The sequence below is a fragment of the Streptomyces omiyaensis genome, from assembly GCF_014650895.1.
Classification (GTDB): Bacteria; Actinomycetota; Actinomycetes; order Streptomycetales; family Streptomycetaceae; genus Streptomyces; species Streptomyces omiyaensis.
The window spans coordinates 206993-219107 of sequence record NZ_BMVV01000011.1; the positions used below are offsets into that span (position 1 = coordinate 206993).

Genomic DNA, 12115 nt, shown 5'->3' on the forward strand with positions numbered 1-12115 from the left:
TCGGAACAAAGTCCCTTATGTCCTGGTAAGGCAGTACCACAGGTGGCGGCGGAGTCGGCGGACCAACAGGCCGCGGACCGGTCGGCGGGGCGGGGCGGGCGGGTTCAGTCGCCGCGCGCGTGCAGCTCCATGGCGGTGAGCAGACGCAACTGGGCGTCCAGCCACGGTCGTACCGCCGCCTCCGGGCCCTCCCCCGCGAGCGCCGCCGGCACCCGCCGGAGCTGCTCGGCCGTGGTGGTGAGGCCGCGCCGGGCGAGGGCGCCGGCCGCGTCGGCGAGCGCGGCGGCGGCCCCGGCCGGCAGCCGCCGCAGACCGTGCACCGCGACGGTGGCGAGGGCCGAGAGGGCGCACTCCAGGGCGAGGCCGACGGGGTCGCCGGGGGCCGCGGGCGCGGCGTGCGGCAGCGCGGCGGTCCGCCGGGGCGCCGGGGCGAGGTCGGGCACGACGGTCCCGTCGGCGGTACGGACCGCGAGCGGCTCCACCACCAGTCCCTCCCCCGTCACCCGGACGAAGCCGCTGACCGACCGGACCGGGCCGGGTCCCCGGCTGCCGGGGCCGCCGGGGGTGCCGCTGCCGGGGGCGCCACCGCCGGGGACGCCGGGAGTGCCGCCGCCGTCGCCGCCCTCGCCGCCGCGGAGTGCCGCGGCCAGGACGTCGAGGCCGCCGGGGCTGTACGGGTTGTACGGGGCGACCAGCCGTGCCGTCGCGCCCCGGGCGTCGCGCAGGGTGGCCCGCAGCTCCTGCCGCGCGGGGTCGTAGCCGATTTCCTCCACCCCGTCGACGGCCAGGACGTGCACCGCCTCGGCCTCCACCCGGGCGCGGGCGAAGCGCGGCGGCCGGCGGCGCAGGGCCCGCGCGTGCGCGGCGAAGTCCCGGACGAGCAGCGGCTCGGGCAGCTCGTCCCAGGCGTTCCCCACGGGGGTGACGCCGGTGGCGGCCACCCGGGAGGTGCCGAGCTTCACGGTCCGTCCGGGGGTGCGGGAGGCGACCTCGCTCACCACGTTCGCCGCGGCGAGCGCGCCCAGGGTGCTGCCGGCGATCCGGCGCCGGGCCAGTGCGGGACCGGTCGCCGCCGGCCCCTCCGCCACCGCCCAACTCCGGCGCAGGACCAGCGCGATGCCCGCGCCGCCGTGCGCGAGGTAGACCTCGGCGGTGCGGTCGGCGGCGGTGCCGGAGATCCGGCAGCCGAGCGCGGTGAGCCGCACCCGCCGCAGCGGGGTGTCGCCGCGCTCGCCGCCGCCGAGGGCCGCGCCGGGCAGGCCGCGCGTCCGGGCCCGGCCGTCGGCCTCCCCGAGCAGCGCGGCCAGCTCCTCGGCACGGAACCCGGCGCCCCTCTCCCGGTAGGCGACGAGCTGGTCGAGGACGCCGGCGAGGACACCGGCCTGCCAGTGCAGCGCTCCGGCGGCGAGCTCGTCCCGGGCGCGCCCCAGGGCACCCGGAAGGACGGGGCCCGCGTGCGCGGCGCCGTCGAGCAGCAGATCGGCGAGGAGCGGCCCGGAGCGGTCGAGCCCGGCGGCGGCCTCGCGGGCGGAGTCGGCCCCGCCGACGTCGACCCGGGACGGCGGCCGCTCCGGATCGGCCCCGACGGCCGCCCGGAAGGCCCACACGGCGAGCGCCACGGCCTCGCCCCGCACCGCGTCCGCCGCGTCCGTCACCGCGTGCGCCACCGCGCCCCGCACCGGGAACCGGACGGTGCAAGTGGGAAGTTCGGCCCGGGCGGCGGGCGCGCCGGCACGCGGATGCGTCAGCCGCGCGGTGTACCCGCGGGCCAGCGTCCGCCGCGCGGCGGCGACCGCCCGCGCGCCGACGGCCGCGACCAGCGCCTCGTCGTCGGTGTCCCCCGGCGACCACGGAAGCCATTCGGCCCCGCCCGCCGCGCCGGCCACCGGCTCCGGCACCGCGCCCGGTCGCGTACCGCACTCCCCGCCGGGGCCCGCCGCGCCGGGCCGGCCGACGTCGCTCGGCGCGGAAACGGCGGCCGGTGCGGCGGCACCCGCCGGCGCGCCCGGGGCCCCGGTCTCCGGACCGGTGGCCGGCACGGCCGCCTCCGGCCCCCCGGCGTTCCCGACGGGCTCCGCCGGGGGGCCCGGTGGGGCGGACGCCGACGGCGTGGGCGGCGCGGCGGGCCCCGGCGGCTCGGGCCCCTCGGCGGCGTCCGCCGGGGCGGGCGGCACGGCGGGGTCCGGGCCCGGGGGGCGTGCGGAGGCCTGCTGGTGGGCGAGGACCAGGCCGACGAGATGGCGGCAGAGGGTGGTGGCGGCGCAGGTGCAGGTGCCGCGGTCCAGGCCGGCGCCGGGGGCGAGGGCCGCGGTGGCGCCGTCGGGGTAGCGGGCGGTGAGCGTGGTGTCCGGGCCGGCGGTCACCGTCGCGCCGGCGCCCGCCGCCAGGTCGCGCGCGGCGCGTTTGACGAGGCCCCGGCTGGTGAGGGCGGCGAGGGTCTCGGTGTCCAGGGCGAGGAGGTCGGGGCGGGTCACCGGCCCAGCCTCTCGGCGACGAACTCGGCCAGCTGCCCCGGCGTCATCGCGCCGACGTGGGCCCCCGCGTCGGCGAGGAGCTGCCCGGTCTCGCGGTCGTACGCCGGACGGGCCTCCTCGTCGAGCGCGGCGAGGCCGAGGACGACCGTGCCCTGTTCGACCAGCGCCCGCACGCCCCGGACCAGCCGGTGGCGGTCGCCCCCCTCGTAGAAGTCGCTGATGACGGCGACGATCGCCCGGCGCGGGTTGTCGATCAGGCCGGTGGCGTGAGCGACGGCCCGGGCGATGTCGGTGCCGCCGCCGAGCTGGACCCGCATGAGCAGCTCCACCGGGTCGGAGACGTCGTGCGTCAGGTCCACCACGGAGGTGTCGAAGGCGACCAGGTGGGTCTTCAGCCCGGGCAGCCCCCACAGGCTGGCCGCCGTCACGGCGGAGTGGATCACCGAGTCGACCATGGAGCCGGACTGGTCGACGAGGAGGATCAGCTGCCAGCGCTCGACGTGCCGCCGGGTCCGCGAGTGGAAGCGGGGCCGTTCGATGAGGAGGCGGCGCTCCTCGGGCCGGTAGTGGGCGAGGTTGGCGCGGACGGTGCCGCGGAAGTCGAAGTCGCGGGAGAGCGGGACGCGGCTGGGACGGCGGGACCGGCTGCCGTGGAGGGCGCGGCGCAGTTCGGGCCGGAGCCGCTCCATGAGCCGGCGGACGACGGTCTCCACGATGCGGCGGGCGAGCCGCAGCACCTCGGGGTTCATGAGGTGCTTGGTGCGCAGGACGGCGCGGAGGAGGGTCTGGTCGGGCTCGATCCGCTCCAGCACGGCGGGGTCGGTGACGATCTCGTGGATCTCGAACCGCTCGACCGCGTCCCGTTCGAGCCGTTCGACGGTCTCGCGGGGGAAGAGGCGGTGCACGTCGTCGAGCCAGTCGACGGGCGTGACGGCGGAGGCGCCGTCACCGCCCTCGCGGCCGGTGGCCCGCACTCCCCGCCGGGCCCGCTCGGGGTCGCGGCCGTAGAGCCAGTCGAGGGCGGCGTCGCGGGCGGCGGCCTCGGGTCCGAGGGGACCGGTGTGGCGCTCGGCGGGGGCACCGAGGACGAGTCGCCACCGTTCGAGCCCCGCGTCGGGGCCGGCGTCGGGGTCGGCGTCCGGTCCGGCGGCCGGTGCGGTGAGGGGGCGGAGGTCGGGCCCTGCGACCGGTGCGGCGGGACGGGCGGACGGTCCGGGGTTCCGGGCGGCGTCCGGTCCGGGGGTGTGCGGTCCGGCGGCGTCGGGTCCGGGGGCGGACGGTCCGGGGGTGTGCGGTCCGGGGGTGTGCGGGGTGCTCATCCGGCGGCCCCCAGGCCGAGGCCGTCGAGGGTGCGTGACACGTGGTCCTCCAGTGTGCGGGCCCTGGCGAGGTCCAGGGGGTCCGCGGTGGTGCGGAGCAGGGCGCGGGCCGAGCCGCGCAGCCCGCGCCGTTCGATGAGACGGGCGGCGATCCGTTCCCGCTCGACGGGCGGGAACCAGGCGAAGGCCTCGCGCAGCGCGGGCAGGGCGATCAGGAAGTCGGTGCCGGACATCGCCACGACCAGCTCGTCGAGGACGCCGACGAGCGTCCCGCCACCGGCCCCCGTCCCGCCGTCCCCCGCGTGCCCCTCCCCCGCCCGGCCGTCCCCCGTGTGTCCGTCGCCGTCGGCCAGCTCCTCGCGGGCCACCGCGAAGAGTCCGGCCAGCCAGTCGCCGAGCACGGCGGGCGCGGCGACGGCCCGGACGGCGTCGGCGACGCCCGGCTCCGCCCCGGCGCCGGGGCGCGGGGGGTGGGAGAGGACGCGGACCAGGCCGAAGGCGGCGCCGCGCAGGTCGGGTGCGGCGGCCGGGTCGGCCGCGACGCGCCGGAAGACGTCCGCGGCGGCCTCCCGGGAGACCGAGAGGAGCGGTGCGGCGTGCAGCAGGGCGTCGCGGACGGCGACCAGGGCGCGCAGCCGCGTGCGGTCCGGGCCGCCCGAGGGGCCCCGGCCGCCGGGGGCCGTGCCCTCGACGAGCCACAGCAGGCGGGTGACGGCGGTGTCGACGGCGGCGGCGAGCAGCGGGTCGCGGGCGACGCCGTAGACGCGGTCGTGCCGCCACAGGCCGAGGGCGGTGGCGAGCGCGCTGCCCAGGGGGCCGGGCGCGGAGGCGGAGGCGAGGCCGGCGCGGAGGCGGGTGACGAGCGGTCCGGCGAGGTGGGTGGCGCCGCAGACGACGGTGTCGAAGAGGACCGCCGCGAGGGCTCCGCAGTCGTCCGCGGCGGCCCGGGCGCGGTCGCCGAGGGCGACCAGGGCCGCGTCGTCGAGCCGGGCGCCGTACGCGCCGGCCTCGACGAGCGCCGCCTCGCGGCCGGCCCCGGGGCGGGGCTCCCAGCGCTCCTCGACGACCGGGTCGGTGCCGTCGGCGGGGCCGGCGGTCCGCTCGTACCCGGGGACGCCGAGGACGCGCAGCCGGTGCAGGACGCGGCTGCGCTCCAGGCCGTCGGGGGCGGTGAGGCGGAGCGTCACGGGGGCGGTGCCGTCGAGGCCGAGGGCGGCGAGCCGGCCGGCGACGTCGTGGACGAGCGGCGGCACGGGGGTGTCGGGGTGGAGCCGGCCCACGCGGTCGCCGCAGCAGGCCGCGACCATCTCCACGACCGCGGGGTGGGACCCGGCGCGCAGCGGGCCGCGCCGGGTCCACGGCAGCGGCTCGTCGAGCGCCTCGGTGACGAGGGCTCCGGCGAGGGAGTCGAGGAGGTCGAGGCGGCCGGGCACGGGATGGCCGCGCAACGCGGCGAGCGCGGCGGCGGAGGCCCCGGCGGCGACGAGGGCGGCGGTGGAGACGGGGTGGCCCCGGTTACGGAGCCGGCCGGCGACCGTGCGGACCAGTCGCCGGCCGGCGGCCTCGGGGCCGTCCTCCCACAGCCACTGGTGGTAGGCGGGGGACGGCATCCCCGACTCGTAGCCGGCGAAGGAGTCGAGCTGCCGGAAGGAGTACGGGACGAGGAAGCTGCCGCTGAGCGCCCCCTCCGGCGGCGCGGGCACGGCGGGCCAGACCGCGGCGCCCCTCCCCGCTCCCCCCGCCCCGGCGCCGGGGCGGGCCTCCGCGGCGGCCCCGGCGCCGGGGCCGGGGCGGGCCTCCGCGGCGGCGACCACGGCGGCCCCCGCACCCGTCCCGGCCTCCCCCGCTTCCGCGTCCGTCCCCGCCCCGGCGTCCGTGTCCGGGCCGGCGGCCTCGACGCCCGCCCGTGCTCCACCGCGCGCCGCGGCGTCCCGGTCCCGCGCGCCCCCTCCGCCGGTCTCGACCAGGCGGCGCAGGGCCGGGCGGTGGAAGCCGCCGGTGACGACGAGGACCGGGCGGTCCCCGGCGGCGGCGAGGGCGGCCCGGATCCACTCGGCCATGTACGCCTCGCGCGCCCGGTCCGAGGGGTCGGCCTCGGTGTCGCCGCGGATCGCGTCGAAGTAGGCCTCCAGGCGCTCCGCCAGGTCCGGGGCGTCCGGGTCGGTCTCGATCATCCGGTCCCAGAGGGCGTCGGTGGAGTCGACGCCGAAGCGGTGCCGGAGCCGGGCGGTGGCCTCGGCGTAGCGGAGCTCCGCGTCCGCGTACCGGTTGGCGCGGCCGGCGAAGGCGGGGTGCCAGGCGGGCAGGTCGATGAAGCGCACCTCGGCGCCGGCCGCCCGGCCCCGCGTGAGCGCGATCCACTCGGGCGAGTAGGCGCACAGCGGGGTCCAGGAGGTCGCGGACCGCTCGTCGTCGCGGTAGTGGCTGAAGACGGCGACGGGCGGTTCGTGGCCGAGCAGCAGCTCGTCCAGGCGCCCGTCGAGGTCGGCGGGACCCTCGACGAGCACGTGGGCGGGGCGCAGCCGCTCGATGGTGCGGGCGACGAGCCGGGCGCAGGCGGGCGAGTGGTGGCGGACGCCGAGATAGGTGACGGACATCAGCCGGCCAGCAGGTGGCGGGCCGCGTGCAGGGCCTTCCACGGGGCGCCGCCGCGGGAGGCGGCGCGCTGTTCGAGGTAGCGGCGGAGGCGGGCGAGGTCCTCGGGGCTGTCCTTGGCGGCGGTGCCGGCGAGGCAGGTGACGAGGTCGGCGGCGTCTCCCGGGCCGCCGCGCAGGAACCAGCCGCGGACGCCGACGGCGTGGGCGACGGAGACGGCCTCGGCGGTGCTCATGACCGACGAGAGCCGGTCGGCGGAGGCTCCGTCGCCGGTGGTGCCGGAGCGGAGTTCGCGGAAGACGGTGACGAGGACGGTGAGGACGTCACGGTCGGGGGCGACGGGGACGCCGGAGCGGCGCAGCAGCGCGGTGGACTCGGCTTCCACGAGCGCGAGTTCGGTGTCGAGGTCGGGGATGGGGAAGACGGTCTCGAAGGTGAAGCGCCGTTTGAGGGCGGCGCTCATCTCGTTGACGCCCCGGTCCCGGGTGTTGGCGGTGGCGATGACGTTGAAGCCCTGGCGGGCGAAGACCATGCCGGCGGGGCCGTCGAGTTCGGGGACGGCCAGGACCCGTTCGGAGAGGAGGGAGAGGAGGGAGTCCTGGACCTCCAGGGGGCAGCGGGTGATCTCCTCGAAGCGGACGAGCCGGCCCTCGGCCATGCCCTTGAGCATGGGGGCGGGGACGAGGGCGCGCTCGGAGGGGCCCTCGGAGACGAGGAGGGCGTAGTTCCACGAGTACTTGATGTGGTCCTCGGTGGTGGCGGCGCCGCCCTGGACGACGAGGGTGGAGTCGCCGGCGACGGCGGCCGCGATGAGCTCGGAGAGGAGGGACTTGGCGGTGCCGGGTTCGCCGACGAGCATCAGGCCCCGGTTGGTGGCGAGCGCGACCAGGGCCCGCTCGACGAGGGCGGTGTCGCCGACGAACTTGCGGCTGACGCCCCGCTCCTCGTCGCCGACGACGAACCGCCGGGCGGCCCGCAGGCTGAGCTGCCAGCCGGGCGGACGCGGGTCGGTGTCGGAGGCGCGCAGGGCGGCGAGCTCCTCGGCGTACCGGATCTCGGCGGGGGGCCGCTGGAGCCGGTCCCGGGCGGAGCCGTCCGGGCCCGCGCCGGCGGGGTCGACGGCGGTCACGGGGTCGGCTCCGCGGGGGCGCCGGGGAGGAGGAGGACGGTCACGAGGTCAGCTCCGTGAGATCGGCGAGGAGTTCGGAGACGGTCACGGGGTCGAGGTCCGCGAGGCGCAGCGGGTAGGTGCGGGACTCCCAGTGGTCGCCGGGGTGGGAGTCGAGCCAGACGGTGTCCAGGGTCTGGTCGGGGTACTCGTCGAGCATGCCGACGGCGATGCCGGGTTCGAGCTGGATGACGAGGTGGCGCTCGGGGCCGAGGCTGCGGGAGAACCAGCGCTCGATGCCGGCGTCCTGCGGGACGCCGCGCTGCCAGCCGCGCTTCTGGAGGCCGAGGAGACGCCCGACGGGGACGGTGACGCCCTCGAAGCGGGTGAGGCGGGCGCTCGCGCCGTCCTCGTCGGTGGCGGTGTGGAGGGGCCGGCCGAGCTGCGGGAAGGGCTGGACGATCTCGTAGTCGGCGAGGAGTTCGGACCAGGTGCCGAGCTCGCCGGTGAGGCGGAGCGGGTGCGGGAGGGTGATCAGGGCGTCGTCGGCGACGGTGAGCAGGGAGTCGTCCGCGTCGGCGTAGGTGCGGTCCTCGGCGATCCGGAAGGCGGTGGCGGTGCCGTCCTGCTCGGCGCTCCAGACGAGGCGGCGGGCGAGGTGCCAGACGAGGGGGTGCTCGACGAAGAGCTGCCGGAACTCGGCGCCGGTCCAGGAGCGGCCGTCGACCATGGCGGCCTCCAGACGGCGGACCTGGTCGGCGGCGATGGTGCGGACCTCCTTCTTGAGGGCGAGGAACCGCTTGCGCTCGGCGGTGGCGAGCTCGGTCTCGTCGCGGGCGCCGGGCTTGGGGAGGTCCTTGAGCCGGCGGCCCTCGGCGTCGCGGACGTAGGGCTTGAGGGCCTCGTCGAAGCCGACGGTGAAGCGGCGGGTGCCGTAGTCGACGACGGTGCTGCCGTCGGCGTCGAGGCCGAGGTCGGGCACGAGCCGGTCGGCGAGCTGCCCGGCGGTGAGGCCGAGGTCGTCGGCGACCTCGGCGATCTTCTCCTGGGCGCGCTGCTTGAGCGCCTTGAACTTGACGCGCTGGGAGATGCCGTGGAGGTGGAGGAGGGCGCTGTCGGTGCCGATGGCGGCGAGCACGTCGAGTCCCTCGACCGCGCGGTGGTGGGCGCCCTCGCCCGGCCAGGAGCGGATGACGGGGGTGAGGTCGCGGACGACGTCGTCGTCGCCGAACCAGCCGAGGGCGTGCAGGGCCCAGGCGTCCTTGGGCGGCATGCCGGCCACCCGCCATTCCTCGAAGAGGCCCCAGGCGAACGCGGCGAGCGACGCGGGCGTGCACAGCGCGCGGAGCTCGGCGAGGCCGGGGTAGGGGGCGTCCGGCCTGGAGACGGCGATCATGGTGAGGACGTGCGTGACGGCGGGGACGGGCAGGGTGGCGCCGGTCCGCAGCCGGATCCGGGGCAGCACGCCGGGCTCGGTCCAGACCGGGGTCTGCGGCATCCGGGCGGGCAGCGAGGCCACCAGCGGGTCGGTGGCGAGCAGCGCCTCGACGGCCTCGGCGGCCTCCTCGCCGTACTCCCGGGCGGCGGCGCGGACGCCGTCGGGGCCCTGGGCGGCGACGAGCGCGCGCAGGGCGTCCTCGGCGGCGGTCCGCTCGGGGCCGGGGGTGCCGACGGCGTCGGGGACGAGGAGCCGGGCCGCGTCGGTGCCGTGGCGGAGCAGCCAGGTGCGGGCGGTGCGGCCGGCCGTCTTGAGGCGGAACAGCCACTTCGCCATCAGGCGGGCGACCCGGACGTCGAGGTAGGGCAGCAGCACCTCGGCCATGGGGGCGGGGTGGTGGGGGGCCATGCGCAGGAGCGGCGGCAGGGCCGCTTCCCCGTGGGCGGCGACGAGCGGCTTGAAGACCTCGGCGCCGTCGTAGCAGTACTCGGTGCCGTCCCAGTCGGCGAGGTAGGGGCGGACGCGCTCGACGGGGCCGTGCACGAGGACGCCGACGGTGTGCCAGTTGTGGAGGCGGCCGTCGAAGAGCTTGTCGACGAGGACGTCGAGGGGCTCGTACGGCTGCCAGCCGGTGACCCAGGACTCGGTGGTGGCCCAGGTGTCCCGCTCCCCGTCCCGCCAGACGAGCCGGGTGCCGTCCGGCGCGGCGGCGCCGGTGACGACCAGGGGCTTGGCGGCCGTGCGCCGCACGGTCCACGGCGGGGCGGTGAGGAGGGCGGGCAGCTCGGCGGGGGCGGCGTCGCCGGCGGTGTCCTGCTCGCGGGTGAGCGGCTCCACGACCTCCGCGGCCTCGGCGGGGAGTTCGGGCAGGACGGCGAGGGCGAGCGCGCGGTGGGCGGCGACGTGCCGGGTGAGCATCCGGCGCACGAGCGCGGCGTCGGTGGTGGCGTCCCGGGCGGCCGGGGCGAGGAGCCGGAGGGCGCGGACCGGGAAGCGGCGGGCGGCGGCGGCCAGTTCGGGGCGGACGTGCTTGTCGCCGACGCGGTCGAGGAGGCCCTGGAAGGCCTCGTCGGAGGGGAGCACGGCGAGGGCGGCGGCGAGCGCCTTGAGGTCGTCGGTGCCCAGGTACGGGCGGTTCGTCTCGGCGACGAGGAAGGGGGCCACGGCGGCGCCCGCGCCGTCCGCGACGGTGGCGACGGTGACGGGTCCCCAGCCGCGCCAGCCGAGGTCGACCCGGCCTCCGTAGACGGCGGTCTGGTCGGCGGTGACGGAGCAGACGAGCATGTCCCGCACCACGAGCTGGACGTGGTCGCGGGTGGCGGGGTCGGCGAGGCACTCGTCGGTCCAGGCCCGCTCGGTGGGCACCAGGAAGGAGACGGTGACGCGGCGGCGCGGCGTGGTGCGGCGCCGGGCGAGGACGGAGACGACCGCCTCGTAGGTGGCGTCGTCGGTGACGGCGAGCAGGGCGCGGACCCTCTCCACGACGTCGAGGGAGGTGCCCTGGTGCCACTGGTTGTCGTCCTCGCGGGCGGCGACGACGCCGCCCACCATGTTGACGCGGACGCCCTGGATCCAGAGGCGGCGGCATTCGAGGTTCTCGACGGCGGCGACGGCGGCGAAGGGCAGTCCGTGGGCGAGGACCCAGGCGTCGGCGACGGTGGCCCCGTCGGCGTCGGGGGGCAGGAGGGCGGCGAGGACGGCGGCGCCGACGGGGTCGGGGCTGCCGGCGTCGTGGGCGCGGGCGGCGGCGACGAGGTCGGCGTCGCTGCGCCCGCCGCCGAGGGCGCGCTCGATCTCGGTCGCGTACCGGGAGCGCCAGGCGGCGAACCGGTCGGGTGCGGTCGCGTCGGCGGGCGCGACCGGGACGGGGGTGCCGCCGCGGCGCGGCCGGAGGTTCCGCTTCCACGCCTCGGGCAGGACGAGGACGGACTCGTCGGCCGGGGCGTCGGGGGTGGCGGGGGTCTCGGGGGCGTCCCCGGACGACGGCGCGGCGGGCGCGGCGGATCGGCCTCCGGCGGACGCGGGGCCGACGGACGCGGCGCCGGCGGACGCGACCTCGGAGGGCGCGGCGGCCCCGGGCGCGGCGGGCGGAGCGGCGGTGTCGGCCCCGGCGGCGACGTACCCCTTGCGCTCCTTCTCCCCCACGGTCTTGAGCAGGTACGCCCGGGCCTCCTCCGGTGTGCCGAACTCCTTGACGCGGGTCTGGCCCGCCGTACCGAGGCGGCCGAACCGGACGGTCACGGAGGTGCCTTCCGCACCGGCCTCCCAGAACTTCCCCGCGCCGTCCCCGGCGTGCTCCCAGCGGCGCACGGCCCCTCCCGCATGTACTCGTCCGATCAGTGCTCCGCACAGTAGCGGGGGCCACCGACAACCCCCGAAATCCCTCCGTTTCCGGGGGTCCTGGACACCGCCGACACGGGATGGTTAGGTTAGCCTTACCTAAAATTCGACCGAGGAGAGTCACCGTGAGCGCCGTCCCCTCCCCCGCCCTCCCCCAGCAGACCGCCGCCGAACAGGTCCGCTCGGTCCTGGCCCGGGCCCTCTCCCTCTCGCTCACCCTCGACGGACGGACCTACGACCTCCTCGGCGCGCACACGATCGGCGCCCGCGGCCGGATCACCCTCCACCCGCCCGCCGACACCCCGCTCACCGACCACCTCGCCGCCTCCCCGGCCGGCGGCGTCGAGGCCCGCGTCGACCTCACCGACATCGCCCCGACGGCGCTGCGCGACCGGGTCCGCGCCCGGGTCGCCCTCACCGGCCGGCTCGCCCCCGCCACCCCCGGCGACCCCGGCTCGCTCCGCCTCGACCTCACCCGCGTCACCCTGCGCACCGGCACCGGGACGACGGAGGTCGCCCCCGGCGCGTACACCCTCGCCTCCCCCGACCCGCTCGCCCTGGAGGAGGCCGCGCTCCTCACCCACCTCGCCGACGCCCACCCCGACCTCGTCTCCGACCTCGTCTTCCTCGCCGGCTCCCGCCTCCCCCACGGCGTCGTCCGCGCCCTCCCGCTCGCCATGGACCGGCACGCCGTCACGCTGCGCTGCGAGTACGGCGAGGGCCACTGCGACCTCCGCCTCCTCTTCCCCGCCGAGGCCCGGGACGCGGCCGCGGCCGGCGACATGGTCCGCCGCCTGCTCACCGCGCCGCGCTGCGCCCACCACCACGACCACCACTGACA

The 12115-nt window shown here is 78.4% G+C and carries 6 protein-coding genes; 1 reads left to right on the forward strand and 5 read right to left on the reverse strand.

Translation table 11 applies throughout. From position 1 onward, the window contains the following. Nucleotides 1-104: 104 nt before the first annotated feature. The 5 genes from IE287_RS20455 to IE287_RS20475 are packed head-to-tail and all read right to left on the reverse strand — an operon-like array spanning nt 105 to nt 11244. Complete coding sequence (locus IE287_RS20455) at nt 105-2474, reverse strand: YehQ family protein (RefSeq protein ID WP_189850546.1); 2370 nt, start codon at nt 2472-2474, stop codon at nt 105-107. Next, nucleotides 2471-3793, reverse strand: a complete 1323-nt coding sequence (locus tag IE287_RS20460) for a VWA domain-containing protein (protein WP_229883614.1) — start codon at nt 3791-3793, stop codon at nt 2471-2473. Before IE287_RS20460 ends, IE287_RS20455 begins: the two co-directional genes overlap by 4 nt. Beyond that, nucleotides 3790-6390, reverse strand: coding sequence for a DUF5682 family protein (locus IE287_RS20465; RefSeq protein WP_189850547.1), 2601 nt, complete (start codon nt 6388-6390; stop codon nt 3790-3792). The genes IE287_RS20460 and IE287_RS20465 overlap by 4 nt, the downstream gene beginning before the upstream one ends. Further along, on the reverse strand, nt 6390-7517 hold the full coding sequence (locus IE287_RS20470) for an AAA family ATPase (RefSeq protein ID WP_189850548.1): 1128 nt from the start codon (nt 7515-7517) through the stop codon (nt 6390-6392). Before IE287_RS20470 ends, IE287_RS20465 begins: the two co-directional genes overlap by 1 nt. 40 nt (nt 7518-7557) lie before the next feature. Next, nucleotides 7558-11244, reverse strand: coding sequence for a DUF4132 domain-containing protein (locus IE287_RS20475; protein ID WP_189850549.1), 3687 nt, complete (start codon nt 11242-11244; stop codon nt 7558-7560). Between the two features lie 155 nt (nt 11245-11399). Here IE287_RS20475 and IE287_RS20480 point away from each other — a divergent pair, with 155 nt between their 5' ends. After that, nucleotides 11400-12113, forward strand: a complete 714-nt coding sequence (locus tag IE287_RS20480; RefSeq protein ID WP_189850550.1) for a DUF2470 domain-containing protein — start codon at nt 11400-11402, stop codon at nt 12111-12113. Nucleotides 12114-12115: the final 2 nt, after the last annotated feature.